The organism is Ensifer sp. ENS07, from assembly GCF_014852185.1.
GTDB classification, from domain to species: domain Bacteria; phylum Pseudomonadota; class Alphaproteobacteria; order Rhizobiales; family Rhizobiaceae; genus Ensifer; species Ensifer adhaerens.
On sequence record NZ_JACVBE010000006.1, the window covers coordinates 243,192 to 260,330 of the forward strand.

Sequence of the window (17,139 nt, forward strand, 5' to 3'; positions counted from 1 at the left end):
ACGGTTTTCCGGAGAGCGCAATGGAAAGCGGCGCACCGCTCTTTCGCATGGAAGGCATATCGAAACGCTACGGCGGGGTGCGGGCGCTTGAAAATGCCGAACTGTCCGTCAGGACCGGCGCCATTCACGCCGTTCTCGGCGAGAACGGTGCCGGAAAGTCGACGCTCATCAAGATCATGGCGGGCGTTGTAGCCGCCGACGAGGGGCAGATGACGCTCGATGGACAGCCGGTGACGTTTGCGTCACCGGCCGCCGCCAACGCCGCCGGCATCGCCTGCGTCTTCCAGGAGCTGTCGCTGATCCCGGAACTCAGCGTTGCCGACAACATCGTTATCTTCAATCCGCCGACCCGGTTCGGCATGATCGACCGAAAGGCCCAGCGGCGTCTGGCAGAAGAGGCGCTGGCGCGCGCCGGTGCGGCAGACATTCACCCTCTGGCGCTGGTTAAGGACCTGCCGCTGTCGCGCCAGCAGATCGTCGAGATCGCCAAGGCGCTCGCCCGCAGGCCGCGCATCCTCATTCTCGACGAGGCAACGTCGGCGCTGACGGCGGCCGATGTTTCCAAGGTCTTTGCCGTGTTGAAGCGGCTGCGCTCCGAGGGGCTGGCGCTTGTCTACATCTCGCACCGGATGAACGAGATTGCGGAACTGGCAGACGATTGCACCGTGTTTCGCAACGGCAGCAAGGTTGCAAGCTACCCGGCAGGGACAAGGAGCGACAGCGAGGTCATCGAGATGATGATCGGTCGTGAATATCATAGCGTCTATCCACCCAAGCCGGGCCCGCTTGCACCAGCGGCACCCGTCCTTGAGACGCGAAATCTGTCCTGGGCGAACCGCCTTCACGACATCTCGTTTTCATTGCGTGCAGGCGAAATCGTCGGTCTCGGCGGGCTGGACGGGCAGGGACAGCGCGACCTCCTCCTGGCGCTGTTCGGGGTCTTGCGCGGGCTGCGCGGCACGGTTCTCGTCGACGGCAGAGCGATCAGCATCGGCAGCCCTGCGCAGGCGCGCCGGCACGGCATCGGCATGGCGCTCATTCCCGAGGACCGCAAGACCGAGGGGCTGATGTTGCCGATGACGGTGCGTGACAATCTCTCGCTCGCCTCTCTCGACCGGCTGACGCGTGGCGGGATCATCGATCGCGCCAAAGAAGAGGGCGCTATCGACCGGATGATGACGTTGCTGTCCATCAAGGCGGGCAACATTGACGCGCCGGTCGGGGCGCTTTCGGGCGGCAACCAGCAGAAGGTCGTCATTGCGAAATGGCTGATGCGGCAGCCGCGCATCGTCCTTCTCAACGACCCCACGCGCGGCATTGACGTCGGCACCAAGCAGGAGATCTACCAGCTCTTGCGGCGTCTGGCGGACGAAGGCGCGGCTATCCTCTTTTATTCGACCGACTATGCCGAACTCATCGGCTGCTGCGACCGGGTCCTCGTGCTCTATGACGGGGCGGTAAAACGGGAGTTGGCGGGCCCTGAGATAACGGAGCGCGCGCTGATTGCGAGCGCACTCAACATTCCGTCCGCAGACCCAAGCCACCGGGAGCCCATCCAATGAACGACTGGCGGTACCGACTGACGGAGCATCGGGGCACGCTGGCGGCGGTTGCGATCTTCGTGGTGATGTTCATCATCTACACATCGAACCATCCGGCCGGCTTCACCGCCAACGTTATCCAGACGGCCGCCAACAAGGGCGTGCTGCTTGCCTTTGTTGCGATGGCCCAAACCATGGTGGTAATCACCGCCGGCATCGACCTCTCGGTCGGCATGATTTTCCTTCTCACCAACTGCCTGGCCTCGTGGCTGGTCGTTGGCTCGCCGCTTGAGACGGCCTTCGGCGTCTTCGTCGTCCTGAGTGTTGGGGCCTCCTGCGGCGCGATCAATGGCGCCATTGTCATCTATGGGCGGCTGCAGCCGATCGTGGCGACGATCGCAACGGGGGCGGTCTATTTCGGCTTTGCCCTGTTGCTGCGGCCTTTTCCCGGCGGATCCGTCAACGAGGGGCTCGCGGATGCCCTGACCGGCCGGATTTTCGCAGTTGTGCCGGCGAGCCTCGTCGCGCTTGCAGCGGTAGTCGTCGTGATATGGGTGCCCTTCAGCCGGTCGGTCTATGGGCGTGCAGCCTATGCCGTGGGCTCCTCCGAGACGGCCGCCTACATGTCCGGCATGCCGATCCGCCGCGGCAAGTTGCTCGCCTACACGCTTGCGGGTCTGGTCGCCGCTCTCGGGGGGCTGTTTCTCACCTTTTTTACCTATACCGGCGACGCAGCACTCGCCAGCGGCAACGCCTACACGCTGTTTTCGATCGCAGCCGTGGTGCTGGGAGGCGTTTCGCTGTTCGGCGGCAAGGGCAGCGCCATCGGCGCGGTCTTCGGTGCGCTGGCATTCCGCACGATCGGCGACCTGTTGTTCGTTTTCGATCTCGATCCGCTCTGGCAACCGCTGTTCCAGGGATTGATCCTGCTGGCGGCCATCAGCCTCGGGGCCCTTGCGCTCTTCAGGGTGCGCAATAGATTGGAGTGGTTCCTGTGAGCGAGACGGCAATGACTGGCGCAACCGGACGCAAATCGACCTTCATACGCAATCTCGACCCGGCGGTGGTCACTGCGTTCGGCTGCATCCTGCTGCTGCTTGTGCTCGGCAGCCTCTATTCGCGCAGCTTCCTGTCGCCGGAGTATCTGCTGCAACAATTGAAGGTGGCGTCCTTCCTCGGCATCATCGCCACCGGCATGATGCTCGTCATCCTGCTCGGCCAGATCGATCTTTCGGTGCCGTGGACTGTTGCCACGGGCGCGATGATGGCCTGTGCCGCCGCGGCCTACGGTCCGGTCGGGACAGCGCTTGCCATTCCCTTCGGCGTCCTGTGCGGCATCGGCATCGGGCTCATCAACGGCGTCGGGGTTGCCTATCTGCGCATCCCCTCGATGATCGTGACGCTGGCGACCAATGCCGTCGCCCAAGGCGTGATGGTGGTTTACACGGGCGGTTTCTCGCCACAGGATTCCGCCACCGCAGCCATGCGCTATCTCGCCACCGGTGCTCTGGTTCCCGGTATTCCGAACGTGGTTTTCATCTGGGCGCTGATCGGCGCGGCAATGGTCTTTCTTCTGCGCCGGACGGGCTTCGGGCGCGCGGTCTACGGCATCGGCAATCGCGAGCGTGCGGCCTATCTGTCCGGCATCAACACCCGCCGCATCGTCATGATTGCCTTTGCCGCCTCGGGGGGGCTTTCGGCCCTTGGCGGGGTGCTGCTCGCGGGCTATGCCTCTAAGGCCGCGCAATCCATGGGTGATGCCTATCTTCTTCCGGCCATTGCGGCGGTCGTCCTTGGAGGAACGTCAATCCTCGGCGGGAAGGGATCCTATCTCGGTACGGTCGCGGGCGTCATTCTGATCACGCTCCTGCAATCGATCCTTTCCGTTACGCAGATGCCCGAAGCCGGGCGCCAGATCATCTACGGTGTGGTGATTATCCTGATGCTTCTGCTCTATGGTCGCGCGCCGGCGAGCCGGTAGGAATGCGGGCTCGCGACACGTCACTCGGCATCGCACCTTGACGCTGTTCTCGGCGAAGCGACGGAGTTCCGCCGCATTGACGGTTGGATAGTGTTCGATGCTGTCGCGAACCACACCGGATTAGAGACCAAAACCGATTGCGCTTCTCACACGTATATTCCTGAAGGTCGCTATTCTTCAGGAACGTCATGAAAGCGCGCGCAAGATTTCAGGTAGTCCTAAGCCTGCTGATTTTGATCGGGACCATTTTCGAGCCGCTCAGGGCGATCGCGGACGAGGCGCGCCCGGTTCGCATCGATGTCGGCGGCTTCAGTCTGAACAGCGTACTTCTTAAAGCTGGCAAGCAGACGAGCCTGCCGCCGATCGTTTTCATCCACGGTGCCAGCGCCAGTCTTTACGACCCGATGTATGCCTTTCGCGGGAAGCTCGAAGGAAGAGCGACGCTTTTGTTCGTCGATCGGCCGGGACATGGCGGCTCGAATGTCGGCGGACCTGAAAACATGCTGCCTGACGGACAGGCGGACGCCATCGCAAGTCTTATGGCAAGGCGCGGGATTCCGAAGGCGATCATTGTCAGCCACTCCTTTGGCGGCGCGATCGCAGCGGCCCTTACGGTGCGTCATCCCGAAAGGGTTGTCGGTCTCGTCTTCCTGTCGCCAGCCGTCTACCCCTGGAACGGCGGCGTCGCCTGGTATTATGACGCAGCAGCCGTTCCTGTGTCGGGTGCGCTCTTCAGCACTCTGATCGCCCCGCCAATCGGCCTTCTTGCGATCGGCAGCGCGACCCGCGCGACATTTGCGCCGAACGAAATGCCGAAAAACTATCTGCGTGAAGCCCGGACACTGCAGGCCCTCAGGCCCGCAGCCTTCCGGCACAATGCCCAGGAAGTGGCGGCACTCAACGACTGGACCCGGACGGCAAGTCGGAAATACCGCAAGATCAAGGCGCCGACGGTCATCATCACCGGCGATGTCGACAGGATTGTCTCACCCAATGTGCATGCACGGCACCTGGCCCGGGATATCCGCGGCGCGAGGCTTATGGTCGTGCACAATCTCGGGCACAAGTCGGACTATGTCGCAAGCGATCTGGCCGTCGCGGCGATCGAAAAGATCAGTGGCCGGAAAGTCGATCTGAGCGCCGTGGCAAGGACGCTTGAAGAGCGGATCGCGGCAGATGGCGAGCGTTGATCTCTGGCGGTTGAGGTGCAGGGCAGGCATGGTCGCGCTCTATGGAACGGCGGGCGTTCTGCACGTGGCCTTTCCAGCGCCCTTTGTCGCCATCACCCCTTCGTGGGTGCCTGACGCGCCAGAGGTGATCTTGCTGACAGGACTTTGCGAGATCGCAGGAGCGATCGGTCTGCTGATCCCGGCTCTTCGCAAATATGCCGGCATTGCGCTCGCCCTTTATGCGGTGCTCGTCTTTCCGGCCAATATCAAGCATGCGCTGGACAGCCTTAGTGCGCCGGAAGTCGCTCCTTGGCAGTGGCTGTATCACGCCGTCAGGCTGCCGCTCCAACCGGTCGTCGTCTGGCTCGCTGTCTTTGCAGGAGGTGTCGTGACCTGGCCTCTGCGGTGCAATCGGCCGCGACGGCACGCGGGTGGCTGACGGCGCAGTGCTCGCATAGGTGGCCGAGAGGGGCTTCCGGCTCGGGCACCGACGTGCTAGTCAAGCTGCCATAGGGATAACCGAAGCTCTGCCTCGAAACCCGACATGTCCATTCCATGTCGGGGCGATCGCTGGTTCGTGCCCGCATGGGTCATCATGCAGGGAGAACGGGCGCATGAACCCTATTGTTGTCTTGCTCGCATTTGCGACATTTGCCACAGGAACCGCTGAAAACATCATAGTCGGCATCGTCTCCGATGTCGCCGGCGAGCTTGGCGTTTCGATCGCGCTTGCCGGGCAGTTGACGGCCGTTTTTTCGATCGTGTTTGCCTTGACGGCGCCCTTGGCGCTCGTCCTTACGATGAAGATCGAGCGCAGGCGCCTTCTTCTTTGTGCTCTGGGCCTGTTCGTCGTTAGCAATCTCTGTGCGGCAGCGAGCTCCAATTTCGCAACGCTTGTCGTCGCCCGCATCGGCATGGCCATGGCGAGCGCGACCGTCTGCCTTCTGGCAACGATGTTGGCGACCGAGCTGGTCGCGAAAGACATGAAAGGTCGAGCCATCGGCATCATTTTCATGGGGATCAGTGGCTCGCTGGTGCTCGGCGTTCCCGCGGGAATTTTCATCTGCGGACTTATCGGCTGGCGGGGCGTCTTCATCGCACTGTCCCTGCTTGCCGGCTTGGTGTGGTTGGCAAGCTGGCGGCATGTTCCGGTCTCCGCTCGCCGTAAAGCCGCCCTTCCAAGGTATCTGGACCACCTGCGAAAGCCGCCTCTCGTTGCGGGCCAGTTTGTCTCCATTCTGATGATTGGCGGGCACTTCGTGCTGTTCGCCTTTCTTGGCCCCTACCTCGTTGAGATTGCCAGCGTTGCAGCGGAAAACATCGCGATAGCCTTTGCGGTCCTTGGTATTGCCGGCGTGAGCGGTGGCTATCTCGGTGGTTGGCTTGCCGACCGGTTTTCGCCGCGCAACGTCCTTTTGCTCACGCCGACGGCCTACCTGCTCGCCCTTGTCACGATACCGTTGGTCGAGGGCAGCTCGTGGGTGATGTTTGGCGTGCTGATGATCTGGGCCTGCATCAGCTGGATGATCTCGCCGGTGGTACAAAGCTTCTTGATCTCAGCCGGGCCGGAGACGGCCGATACCGGCATAAGCCTGAACCTGTCGACAATGCACATCGGTGTAGGGCTCGGGACGGCAGTTGGGGGGATCGCGCTTGCAAACCTCTCAGTCCACGCCCTGCCGTGGGTTGGAGCGATCATTGCAGCGCTTGCCGTGGTCGCGAGTTTCTGCGCGTTCTGGTCGTCGAGGTTAGCAGAAAGACCACGAGAACGCATTCCAGGCCAAGCCAAAAGCCCTGCCGCATAATCGGAACTCATGGGATTTTGGAGTATCGCCTACGGATTTGGTCCTCTGTGGGCCGCGTTCAGCGCGTGTTGAGACGAGCCATGGCCATTCACGTCAAAACAGCTGGCTCTGTGGAGGCATGACCTGACGCAACTCGGGGCTTGAAAACTGCATGCTTGATGGTTGTCTTGACGGACCAACCTGCAGGTTGAGCCCAAGCCGGAGATCTTGCATCGGCGTCTTCAATTTGATCGGAGGTGTCCTCAACACGCCCGACCACGCCTCCCTTGGAAAGGGTGCGAGGTTTCCATCGCCGAGATCGAACGGAGCGAGCGCCTGCGACACCAGGCCCTCCGCCGCACCATCTTCCAGGATCAGCGAAATGTCCCGCCAGTCACCGTGCGCGGGCACTTCCACCTGGACGCTTGCCTGCACCCAGGTGCCGGCCGGCAGCGGACTAACGAAAGCGTCCGGCAGGAGATCCACGCGGCACCCCTCTATCGCCACACCGACCTCCTGCCAGTTCGCCATGCGGTCGGGCTGGCAGATGATCCGGCTTGCAGTCGTTCGACCGTGAGAAACGGCCAATCCTTCGGCCAACGGTCCGTTCCCGGCAAGAAGAGGATTTGGCAGGATGTTGCCGATCGGGTTGTTGACTGCATCGAAGCGGTCGTCCTGCGCCCATATTCGAGGAGCGGGTGGAGCGAGGAAGCCACTAAGATAGGCTGCCAACGCCTTGCCGACCGCGTAGCCGCCCGGAACCGAAAAGTGCGTGCCGTCGTCGGAGAAGCCATCGTGTGGCGCCCCATCGGCAGAATAAGGGTCCACCCAGACGGAATTCCAGTCGAAGACGTGGCAGTGCGGTCTCATGGCTGCAAAGGCGAGGCTCTTCTGGTTGATCCAGTGTGCTTTTGCCCGTTCCGATCCGCCGGCGACCCATTTCTGCGTGCCACGCGCCAGGATCGGCAGCAGGATCACCGTCTTTCCAGCCGCTATCAGTCGATCAACGACCGCTTCGCGGATAGACTGGATGACTTCCTTTGTCTCAACCATCATGTCGTTCGTGCCGGCATCGACGACGATCAGGTCAAAATCGAGCTTCAAGACCTCCTCGAGACGCTGTGCGATGTCCCGGGCCTTCTGGCCCGAAACGCCGGCGTTCAGTCCGCCGAAGCCACGGGTGACGCCGATCCTGCCGCTTGGCTCCCAGCCGGGAAATACGCGCGGATCGTGAAACACCGTAATGTCGAGCTGGCCGGCGGAGAGAACCTCCGCCCATGTCGCCCACCCGCGGGCGCAGGAGTGGATGTGCCTGTCGCCTGCGTGGTGGTTCTGCTGGACAAGCGACGTGCCGATCAGGGCGACGCGCTTGCCATGGATCGGAAATCGCACTGTCATGACCATATCAGGAAAACAGCGTGCCGCCGTTTACATCGTAGCAGGCGCCGGTGATGAACGACGCCTCATCGGAGACAAGGAAGGCGACCAGATTGGCGACCTCGTCCGATCGGCCCTCGCGCCTGACCGGCGTTGCGGCAGCGACACGCTCGCGCACTTCCGGCTTGGTGAACGTGTCGTGGAAGGTCGTAGAGATCATGCCCGGGCAAACCGAATTGACGCGGATCCTTGGTCCGAGTTCTTTTGCAAGACCACGCGTGAAGGTCATGACCGCCCCCTTCGAGGTGGCATAGGCCAACGCACCAGGGCCGCCGCCATCGCGGCCGGCCTGCGAGGCAAAGGTGACGATCGCGCCACCGTCGGCCATCGCCGGAACGGCCGCCTTGGATGCGTTGAAGAGTGAAGTGAGATTGACGTCGATCACCTGCCGGAAGAACGCCTCGTCCATGTCCTGCAAGGTCTTGCGCGCCAAAAGTCCGCCGGCGACATGCACCAGCCCATCGAGCCGACCGAACGCGGCAACTGCCCCGTCGACAGCCGCTTGTGCATCGGCGGTCACGGTCATGTCCGCCTTGATGGCGATCGCCTTGCCACCGGAAGCCGTTATCGCCCTCACGCACTCCTCGGCGCCAGCCGCCGAGCCAAGGTAGGTGATTGCGACCTTTGCGCCGTCGCTGGCAAGCCTCTCGGCGCAGGCCTTGCCGATGTCGCGGCCGCCGCCAGTTACTAAAATGACCTTGTCCTTCAGTCCGTTCATGACATTTCCTTTCCGATCAGAAGTTCTTGGGGATGATGATGCGCAACTGGTTGTCGTCGACATCAGTGAAATAGAGGTCGGCACTGAAGCCCTGGTCATCGACGAAGTGAAAGACCCGCCGGGGTTCGCTAAGGGCATAGGGAACGAGAAGCGTCACCAGGGTCTGCTTGGTGGACGCTGGAAGCGTTGCCTCGATGTGATATTGGGTGGCCAGGCCCTCGATTTCGGTTGGATCGACGCCCTCGAAACCTTCGATCATGCGTATCTGCGGCGGCCCTGCGGTTGAAAACACGAACTGCCCGTAGAGCCCCGCCCGTTCGCCGGTCAGACGAAAACTGTTGCTGCCCACGTCCATTTGATGGGCGGAGTGAAATAGCCATTTGAGGGGCTGTGGTTCGACGCATTCGACGCGGTCGACGATGACGAGGAAGTCGCTGCTGGCGAAATGGATGTCTCGCTCGACCCTGAGGACCAGCGGATTGTTCGCCCGATAGGCCGCCGTGGCATCACCGCTGATGAAGACATGCGTCGGCTCCTCGCGCACCGCCGTGATCCGACCTCCCGCCTTCTTGCCGATCGCCTTGTCGCCTTCGGCGTATTGCCCGCTGCCGCCTATGAGGACCGCGTTCTTGGATATGGTCTGCCGGCGCCAGTTGCGATGCATGGTCGAGTTGAAGGCGACATAGTAACCGCTCTGGATCGCCAGATCCTCGCCGAAGGCATAGAGCAGGAATGCGTTCTGGTCGCCGTGACTGTGGCTCAAGGAACCAAAGGGGCTGCTCTTGAACAGGAACTGGATGTGGCGATCGGGATCGTCCATGTGTTTCTGGATCGCAACCCAGCCGATCTCCCTGAACCACTTGACCGGCGGCAGGTCGGCAGGCGCCTTTGCCTCGACTTGCGGGTAATCGTGCCGATAGACAAGCTCGTCGAAATTGAGGTCCCACCAGCCGTAGTTATAGAATTCCATGGCGGTACCGGCGGCATCCGCCTTCAGCCGCTCGAAATACCACTGGTAATGGGCGTTGCCGGTGACGCCGGCAAACTGGCGGACATTGTAGCCAACCTTGAGACCAGGCGGATCGCCGAGGGTGGAGTCGTCTCCGAAGCATGCCCGCCTCGTACCCGGCGCCTTCGTGTAGAGCGGAAAATCACCGGTTTTCTGGAAGAACGGCCGCCGATAGAGATCGACCTTGAGGAAGTTTCGGATGAGATTGGCGGCTTCCGTCAGATAGGCGATGCCGGTCATCCAGTAGTGTGGACCCTCCGCCCACCCGCCGTCGCTGTCGCCCCAGGGCGAATAGAGGGTGAAAAGAAATTCGACCGTATAGTCCAGCCAGCACTCGGCTTCCTTTTCCTCACCGGCCAGCGCGATACAAGCGGCCGTGAGGGCCGCCGAAAGCGAGCGCACCGCGTGACTGTCATAGGGGAAAACATGGATGCGCGCACGCCAGATCACGTGGTCTGCGACTTCGCGTGTCCGCGCAAGGAGCACACGACGCACGCGCTCTCGCTCAACGTCATCGAGATGGTCGTATAGCCAATCATAGCCCCAGGCGAGCGCGGTCACTACGCGGAATGCCGCCTCGTCATTGTAGGAGCGGGCCGTTGCTCCCTGCGGATCCCAGGTCGCGACCGACAGCAGCCAGTCCTTGGCCCGCGCAATCATGTCTGCGTCATCCTGGATGACACCTGCAATCGCCAGGTGCCGGATGGCGTAGATCGCCTCCTGGCAGTCGATGTACATCTGCCGCCAGAGCTTGGCGGTGCGCACATTATCCGGGTAACGTTGCGGTTCGGCGATCAGGCTCCGCGAGAGCCACGGCTCCACCGAGTTCACGTAGAAGGTCTTCCAGCCGCAGCAATCAGGATCCTCCTGCAACCGGCTGCGGAAGTTGGTGATGCCATCCGGATTGAGCCACAGGCGGGGATGGCGAAGATCCATGATGTCGCGCCGCTTTGCCGCGCGCGGCAAGGCCGTCTCGGGAAGGCCCGGCTTGAGCGTAAATTCACGCACGCTGCTCCAATCGGAGGCCGCGCGCTTTTCGGCATCGTTCCAAAGGGCAAATGACCAGCAGTAGGAACCGCTTTCGAGCGCTGTATCCGGGGTGAAGAAGTTCCAGGCGATATTGTCGAAGACCAGCGTCCGCTCGGGCGCAAAGCCCGCATCGCTCGAGATCCGCACCACATAGCGCGCATCGTCGTTCAGGGCCGGCAGCCAGCTGAAACGGGGCGGATTTTCGACAGAGCTTTCGCCGGCCGGCTGATAGCCGATCGTCAGGGTCCCCGGTTTTGGCTCATCGAGATATTGCAGGCGGGGTGCTTCAGCGGTTTTGGGCATCGAAATGACGTCCTTTGAATACGTGATAGAGGCGGGCGCGACCCGGTCGCGCCCGATAATCGGGTCAGTTCTTTCCGTATTGGCGGTCATAGGCCGCCTGCATCACCTCGGTGACCTTGGCGTAGCCGAGTTGGTCGAGGCGGGCGACGTAGCCGTCCCAGGAGGCATCGACATCCTGGGCTCCGAGGACCCAGGTCTGCTGCATTTCCATCATGTAGGTGAGAAGGCTCGGCCAGTACTTGTCGTAAACGGCGCGCTCGTCGCTGTTCATCGAGACGCCGGTAAACTCAGGCTGCAGAAGCCCTGGTTCCTTCTCGTACATGGCGATCCCGTCGAGAGCCATCTTGTTCGTCCATTGCTCCTCGGAGGCATAGGCGGCCCAATAGCCACGCGGCACGCCGGCGCCGATTTCCCACATCTGGGCGTTCACCGGCTTGGGGTTGTGAAGGACGGTCTGCTTGTAGACGGGCTTGCCGTCGACCATGTCATAGGTCTCGCCCTCGATGCCCCAGTTCGACAGGATCCGGCCCTTTTCGGAGAACCAGAAGTCGAAGTACTTGATCGTCTCGACCGGGTGCTGGTTCGAATAGGAGATCGCCCAGCCTGCCGGCTGAACGGTCGCACGCCGGCTGTCCTCGAAGCGCCTCCCGGACACGGTCTTCGGCGGCAGCATCGGCGCGAAGTCGATGCCTGGAACGCTGTCCTTCAGAGCGTCGGTGTAGTTGGACGTGCTTGCGAACCAGTCGTGCGTCATGCCCCCGATATTGTTGCCGAGCATGTATTCACGCACCCGAGCTCCACGCGTGAACACCTCCGTATCGATCAAGCCCTCCTTGAACCACTGCGCAACTTTGGAAATGCCGGTCCTATAGTTCGGCGTTGTCCAGGGATGCACGACCTTGCCGTCTTCGATCATGAAGTCGCCGTAGCGTTCCGAGCCGGACACGCGGGCATCCCACATGTTGATCAGTCGGACTGCTTCGATCGGCTCGCGCGCGAAGTAGGGAACTTCATCCTTCTTGCCGTTGCCGTTCGGGTCTTTCTCGCGGAAAGCCTTGAGAACGGCATAGAGTTCGTCGACGTTTTCCGGAACCTTCAGGCCCAGTTTGTCGAGCCAGTCCCGGCGGATGAACCAGGCACGCGAGAACTCGCCTTCGGGCACGTAGGGGATGAAGTAGATGTGACCGTCAGGTGCGCTGATGGCCTGGCGCACGATAGGATGCTCATCAAAGAACTTCTTGAGGTTGGGGGCGTTCTCCTCGATCAGGTCATCCAGGGGCATGAAGGCGCCCTCCATGCCATAGCGAATGAAGTCGTCCTTCAGCCCGCCGGTGACGTCGCCGCCAACGATGTCCGGCAGGTTGCCGGAGGCCATCAGCAAGTTGAACGCATCCCGGCTGCTGCTGGTCGCAAGCGAGGCGACATTCTTCACGTGGATCCCGGTCCATTCGGCCGCCTTCTTCTCGACGGGCCAGTCTTCCGTGTAGACGTATTTGTCACGGAAATGGAAATGGATCGTCAGCTCGAGCGGGTCGTCCGTAATCTTCGTCGAAGCGTCTTGCGCATAGACAGGGCCCGATTGCAGCAACGCACAGGTGGCAAGCAGCGCCAACGTGTCTCGAATATATCTCATTCCATTCTCCTCCTTAAACAGAACTGACTGAGACGGCCGTTATTCCTTCACGCCGCCAAGGGTGATGCCCTTGTTGAAGTATTTCTGGATGCTTGGATAAATGAGCAGCACTGGGATGATCGAAGCGATCATGATCGCCGCGGTGACGGTCTCGAACGAATAACGAGACGTCAAAAGGCTGCTTGCGAACTCGTCGTTGGCGGTAAGATCGACGATGATCCGCTTGAGGTAGAGTTGAAGCGGGATCTTCTCCTCGCCGCGCAACAGCACCATGGCCCAGAAGTAGCTGTTCCACCTGGAAACGATGCAGAACAGCGCGACCGTGATGATCGCCGGTTTGGACAAGGGGATAAAAACCTTCCAAAGCAGCTGGAACTCGCTGGCGCCATCCATCTTGGCGGCCTCCTCGAAGGATTTCGGCACGGCCTCGAAGAAGTTGCGCAGCAAGATGACGTTGAAGGCGTTGCAGGCAAAACCGATGATGATGCCCAACCGAGAGTCGAGCAGCCCGAGATCCCGCATGTTGAGGAAGAATGGGATCATGCCGGCGTTGAACCACAGGGTGAACGCGACCATCATGTTGAGGACCTTGCGCCCCCTTAGGCGGGCACGCGACAGCGCATAGGCGCCGGGGATCATGATCGCGAGGCTGACCGCCGTGCCGCCGAAGGTGTAGATGAAGGTATTGCCGTAGGCGATCCAGAAGAGCCGATCCGAAAGAACGAATTCGTAGGCCGCAAGTGTCAGGTCCTTCGGCAACAGCACGACCTGACCCGAGGTGACTGCGGCACCCGACGAGATCGATACCGACAGGATGTAGATGAACGGGTAGAGCGTCGAAAGGACGAAGAGCCCGATCAGGGTCGCGTTCGCATATCCGAAGATCCGGTCGCCGCGAGAATAGAGATTGAAGCTAGCCATGACGATCACCAGAGCGAGGTTGTCGAAACCTTCCGGCTGATCCGGTTGGCTGCGAAGACGAGAGCGAAGGCGATGACCGCATTGAAGAGGCCGGCGGCGGTGGCAAGGTCGTACTGCGTACCCTGCAGACCCGTCCGGTAGACGTAGGTCGAGACGACGTCGGCGGTGCGGTAGGTTGCCGGCTGGTAGAGCAGGATGATGTATTCGAACCCGACCTCGACGAGGTTGCCGATGCGGATGATCAGCATGATGATGATCGTCGGAAGGATGCACGGAAGCGTGATGCGCCACATCATCTGCCAGCGCGATGCGCCATCGACCCGGGCCGATTCATAGAGCGTCGGGCTGATGCCGGCGATCGCCGCGAGATAGACGATCGATTCGAAGCCTGCTTCCTTCCAGATGTTCGATCCGATGAAAACGGTACGGAACCATTCCGGCTGGGTGAGGAAGTAGACCCGGTCAAGGCCGAGGCTCGACAGGATGAGGTTGACCACGCCTGTCGTGGGAGACAGCAGGTTGATCACAATGCCCGCGACGATCACCACGGAGATGAAGTGGGGCAGATAGACGATGGTCTGGGAAAACCTGCGGCCCAACTCGCTCTGGAGCTCGTTGAACATGATGGCGAGCACGATCGGTACGGGGAAGGCGAAGATCAGCCCGAGGCCGCTGATGGTGATCGTATTGACGAATGCGCGGATGAAGATCTGGTCGCCAAGAAGGGTGCGAAAGTTCTCAAGACCCACCCAGGGACTTCCGGCGATACCGCGGAACGGACTGAAATCCTTGAACGCAATCTGCAGCCCTTCCATGGGCTTGTAGAGGAAGAGCATAAACCAAAGGAGCATCGGAAGGATAAGCAGGTAAAGCTGCCAGTCTTTCCGGAGGTCCTCGCCAAGGCGCTTGAAATATCCGGCGATCATCGATGTCATCCTCGCCTCACGCATGACCGTTGACGGCTTTGCCGCTCTCGGCGTCGAAAACATGGAGACGGCCCACCGGTATCTGCAGCTTGCCGATCTGCGAGAGCGCCTCGACATCGGCGGGCGTTTCGATCTTGGCGACGATCGGCTGGCCGGAAATCCTGGTGTGCAGAAGAGCCTCGGACCCAAGCGGCTCCACGAGGTCGACTGTCGCGGCGATTTCCTGGACGTCCCCGCTCGCTTGCTTGCCGACCGCGACGTGCTCGGGCCGGAGGCCGACCAGGATACGTTGATCGGCGCGCAGGGATGTGCCGATTGCCTCCGGTAATCTGAGGAGGGCGGCTTCCGCGTCGGCAGCGTCTATGCGCGCCTGCAGTTCACCGTCCACGGAAACGACTGTGGCGCGCAGGAGGTTCATGGGTGGTGAACCGAGAAAGCTTGCAACGAAGGCATTGGCCGGCTTGAGGAAAAGCTCCATCGGTGTGCCGACCTGTTCGACGCGGCCGCCGTTCATGACGACGATGCGGTCTGCCAGCGTCATCGCCTCGATCTGGTCGTGGGTGACGTAGATGCTGGTGACGCCCATGCGTTTGTGAAGCCGCTTGATCTCTGCGCGCATCTGGGTGCGAAGCTTGGCATCGAGGTTCGACAAAGGTTCGTCGAACAGGAAGACTTGCGGCTTGCGGACGATCGCCCGCCCCATGGCAACGCGCTGCCGCTGGCCACCCGACAGGTCCGCGGGCTTGCGTGCAAGGTAGGGCGTGAGGTCGAGGATAGCCGCGGCTTCCTTGACGGCCGCTTCGATTGCGTCCTTCTTTTCACGCCTTACGCGCAGGCCGAAGGCGATGTTTTCAGCGACATTGAGGTGGGGATAAAGCGCGTAGTTCTGGAACACCATCGCTACGTCGCGGTCCTTTGGCGCGACCCGATTGACGAGCCGCCCGCCGATCGAGACCGTTCCGCCGGAAATCTCCTCCAGGCCCGCCACCATCCGCAAGGTCGTTGACTTGCCGCATCCCGACGGCCCGACGAGAACGACGAACTCCCCGCGTTCGACATTCAGGTTTACAGAGTGCACGACTTCGAGTGCGCCGTAGCGTTTCACTACGTCGTTCAATTCCACTGCAGACATTTCAGTTTTCCTCCCGACGGCGCCTACCTCAGGTCAGGCTGCGCCGTGGTTTCCGTTTTTCTGTTGTGGTTGCATTGATCGATTCGATGTAGCTCCACAGTTTCGGATCGCGTGAAAGCTCTGTGATCTTGGCTTCGAGAGAGCCAAGATGCCGGGTCATAGCGGCCACCGCTTCATCCGGAGATGCGGCCCTTATCGCATCGATGATGTCGCGGTGTTCGTGGATGACCTCGCCGGTCCTGCGCACGCCGAACACCATCTTCAGATGGCGCATCCGGTCAATCTCGCCTTTGGCCTGATTGACAAAGGCCCAGACGCCGCTCAGCCGCGCCGTCGAAAAGATCACCCGGTGAAAGTCCTCGTCCAGCTCGAAGAAGCGCGTGTAGTCCTCGCTTGCGACAGCCTCGATCTGCTGGTTGAGAGAGAGCTCCAATCGGCCAAGATCTTCCAGCGTATGCCGCTTGGCGGCCTCTGCCGCTGCGCCCGACTCGAGGCGAAAACGAATGAAGCAGGCCTCGATGTAGCGCTGCACCTCGATCGTCGCGACAAAGGTGCCGCCCTGTGGCACGACCTTGACCAAGCCCTCCTCGGATAGCCGGATGATCGCCTCACGCACCGGGGTCTTGGAGACGTTGAGGATCGCGGCCACTTCCTTTTCCGGTAACGCCCGTCCGGGCAGAAGCCTGACTTCGACGATCAATTGTCGAAGCAGCCGATAGACCTTGGCCGTGGTGTTGCCCGGTCCCTCCTTCGGAAAGGAACGAAGCAATTCTTCAAGGGGTAGGGCAGGAATTTCGACAATTTGAGACATATCATTCCGCAAACTGATATCTTAGTTGCGAGAGTGATGTCTCATGACGCGGTTGTCAAGGTGAAATCCACGTTGACAGTCGACTGCGTTAAATGAAGGCTCCTCCCAGGGTCTGACTATGGCTGTCCTTTTTCGTTCGACAAATTGGAAGAGGCGGCGTCGATCGGCCAGATTCATCTGTGAATAGCGTCGAGACATGCCAAAATCTCCAAGGGGAAGCCATTGAAATCATTGGCATGTCGCACATTCAAATTAGAATGTACCTACATTTGTCTGAGCGTCATAAGCGTTGGAAGTGAACACCTGCCACGCGTCCGTTCGCAGCGTCGCTCGAATACTCCGCGAATAGCGGACGTTTAAATGTCGCCAACTTGTCTGGACCCCGACATTGCCGAACCGGCTTACTGATTTCGATGGCCGCTCGACCTGATGACCAGCGGCAACGGATCAGGCGGTGTCAGTGCAATCAGGGCGACGGACTTGATCATTCATCGCGGTGGGGCTCCGACCGTTGGGTAGGCCATCCATATTTAAGCTCGGTCCTGCAATTCCTCTGCGACTGGCGCCTCAGCGCGTCAGTCGCAGTGCACGCCATCCTGAAGTTTGGCGACAAGGTCCCCAGCTCAAAACCCGGCGAACAAAAGAGTCGTGCTAGTCGGGCAGAGTCTGGGTGGACTAAATGTGCCCGGCCTGTCAAAAGTCCTCGGGGACGCGATCGCCGTTATTTTTAGAACGGGGTCGGGCG

At 60.9% G+C, this 17,139-nt stretch carries 14 protein-coding genes; 6 read left to right on the forward strand and 8 right to left on the reverse strand.

Annotation, left to right across the window (positions count from 1 at the left end):
- Positions 1-20 precede the first annotated feature (20 nt).
- The 6 genes from IB277_RS20505 to IB277_RS20530 all read left to right on the forward strand — a co-directional run bounded on the left by IB277_RS20505 (position 21) and on the right by IB277_RS20530 (position 6,496).
- Entirely contained in the window at positions 21-1,562 is a 1,542-nt protein-coding gene (locus IB277_RS20505) for a sugar ABC transporter ATP-binding protein (RefSeq protein ID WP_192371499.1), read from the forward strand.
- Positions 1,559-2,539: an ABC transporter permease gene (locus IB277_RS20510; protein WP_192371500.1), complete on the forward strand. Its 981-nt coding sequence runs from the start codon at positions 1,559-1,561 to the stop codon at positions 2,537-2,539. The genes IB277_RS20505 and IB277_RS20510 overlap by 4 nt, the downstream gene beginning before the upstream one ends.
- Positions 2,540-2,550: 11 nt before the next feature.
- Complete coding sequence (locus IB277_RS20515; RefSeq protein ID WP_110819009.1) at positions 2,551-3,522, forward strand: ABC transporter permease; 972 nt, start codon at positions 2,551-2,553, stop codon at positions 3,520-3,522.
- Positions 3,523-3,710: 188 nt separating this feature from the next.
- Positions 3,711-4,712, forward strand: coding sequence for an alpha/beta fold hydrolase (locus IB277_RS20520; RefSeq protein ID WP_192371501.1), 1,002 nt, complete (start codon positions 3,711-3,713; stop codon positions 4,710-4,712).
- On the forward strand, positions 4,699-5,130 hold the full coding sequence (locus IB277_RS20525; RefSeq protein ID WP_060529969.1) for a hypothetical protein: 432 nt from the start codon (positions 4,699-4,701) through the stop codon (positions 5,128-5,130). The genes IB277_RS20520 and IB277_RS20525 overlap by 14 nt, the downstream gene beginning before the upstream one ends.
- Positions 5,131-5,305: 175 nt before the next feature.
- Entirely contained in the window at positions 5,306-6,496 is a 1,191-nt protein-coding gene (locus tag IB277_RS20530; protein WP_192371502.1) for an MFS transporter, read from the forward strand.
- Positions 6,497-6,589: 93 nt separating this feature from the next.
- On the opposite strand, the gene IB277_RS20535 is transcribed toward IB277_RS20530, so the two are convergent.
- The 8 genes from IB277_RS20535 to IB277_RS20570 form a co-directional block, all read right to left on the reverse strand.
- Complete coding sequence (locus IB277_RS20535; protein WP_060605055.1) at positions 6,590-7,873, reverse strand: SGNH/GDSL hydrolase family protein; 1,284 nt, start codon at positions 7,871-7,873, stop codon at positions 6,590-6,592.
- 7 nt (positions 7,874-7,880) lie between these two features.
- A complete protein-coding gene (locus tag IB277_RS20540) occupies positions 7,881-8,630 on the reverse strand; it encodes an SDR family NAD(P)-dependent oxidoreductase (protein WP_192371503.1) in 750 nt (249 codons plus the stop codon).
- Between the two features lie 16 nt (positions 8,631-8,646).
- Positions 8,647-10,971 carry a DUF4962 domain-containing protein gene (locus IB277_RS20545; RefSeq protein ID WP_192371504.1) on the reverse strand — a complete coding sequence of 775 codons (2,325 nt, stop codon included), beginning with the start codon at positions 10,969-10,971 and terminating at the stop codon, positions 8,647-8,649.
- Between the two features lie 64 nt (positions 10,972-11,035).
- Complete coding sequence (locus IB277_RS20550; protein WP_060604974.1) at positions 11,036-12,604, reverse strand: extracellular solute-binding protein; 1,569 nt, start codon at positions 12,602-12,604, stop codon at positions 11,036-11,038.
- Positions 12,605-12,643: 39 nt separating this feature from the next.
- Positions 12,644-13,525: a carbohydrate ABC transporter permease gene (locus tag IB277_RS20555; RefSeq protein WP_192371505.1), complete on the reverse strand. Its 882-nt coding sequence runs from the start codon at positions 13,523-13,525 to the stop codon at positions 12,644-12,646.
- Between the two features lie 5 nt (positions 13,526-13,530).
- On the reverse strand, positions 13,531-14,460 hold the full coding sequence (locus tag IB277_RS20560; protein WP_244496934.1) for a sugar ABC transporter permease: 930 nt from the start codon (positions 14,458-14,460) through the stop codon (positions 13,531-13,533).
- Positions 14,461-14,467: 7 nt separating this feature from the next.
- Entirely contained in the window at positions 14,468-15,583 is a 1,116-nt protein-coding gene (locus tag IB277_RS20565) for an ABC transporter ATP-binding protein (protein WP_192371506.1), read from the reverse strand.
- A 28-nt stretch (positions 15,584-15,611) separates the two neighbouring features.
- Positions 15,612-16,352 (reverse strand): GntR family transcriptional regulator, encoded by a 741-nt coding sequence (locus IB277_RS20570; protein ID WP_371813637.1) that lies wholly within the window; start codon positions 16,350-16,352, stop codon positions 15,612-15,614.
- Between the last annotated feature and the right edge of the window lie 787 nt (positions 16,353-17,139).

Bases quoted from the DNA above. Each gene is read 5' to 3' on its own strand.
- IB277_RS20505 (WP_192371499.1), top strand. From the start codon at position 21: ATGGAAAGCGGCGCACCGCTCTTTCGCATGGAAGGCATATCGAAACGC.
- IB277_RS20510 (WP_192371500.1), top strand. From the start codon at position 1,559: ATGAACGACTGGCGGTACCGACTGACGGAGCATCGGGGCACGCTGGCG.
- IB277_RS20515 (WP_110819009.1), top strand. From the start codon at position 2,551: ATGACTGGCGCAACCGGACGCAAATCGACCTTCATACGCAATCTCGAC.
- IB277_RS20520 (WP_192371501.1), top strand. From the start codon at position 3,711: ATGAAAGCGCGCGCAAGATTTCAGGTAGTCCTAAGCCTGCTGATTTTG.
- IB277_RS20525 (WP_060529969.1), top strand. From the start codon at position 4,699: ATGGCGAGCGTTGATCTCTGGCGGTTGAGGTGCAGGGCAGGCATGGTC.
- IB277_RS20530 (WP_192371502.1), top strand. From the start codon at position 5,306: ATGAACCCTATTGTTGTCTTGCTCGCATTTGCGACATTTGCCACAGGA.
- IB277_RS20535 (WP_060605055.1), bottom strand. From the start codon at position 7,873: ATGACAGTGCGATTTCCGATCCATGGCAAGCGCGTCGCCCTGATCGGC.
- IB277_RS20540 (WP_192371503.1), bottom strand. From the start codon at position 8,630: ATGAACGGACTGAAGGACAAGGTCATTTTAGTAACTGGCGGCGGCCGC.
- IB277_RS20545 (WP_192371504.1), bottom strand. From the start codon at position 10,971: ATGCCCAAAACCGCTGAAGCACCCCGCCTGCAATATCTCGATGAGCCA.
- IB277_RS20550 (WP_060604974.1), bottom strand. From the start codon at position 12,604: ATGAGATATATTCGAGACACGTTGGCGCTGCTTGCCACCTGTGCGTTG.
- IB277_RS20555 (WP_192371505.1), bottom strand. From the start codon at position 13,525: ATGGCTAGCTTCAATCTCTATTCTCGCGGCGACCGGATCTTCGGATAT.
- IB277_RS20560 (WP_244496934.1), bottom strand. From the start codon at position 14,460: ATGACATCGATGATCGCCGGATATTTCAAGCGCCTTGGCGAGGACCTC.
- IB277_RS20565 (WP_192371506.1), bottom strand. From the start codon at position 15,583: ATGTCTGCAGTGGAATTGAACGACGTAGTGAAACGCTACGGCGCACTC.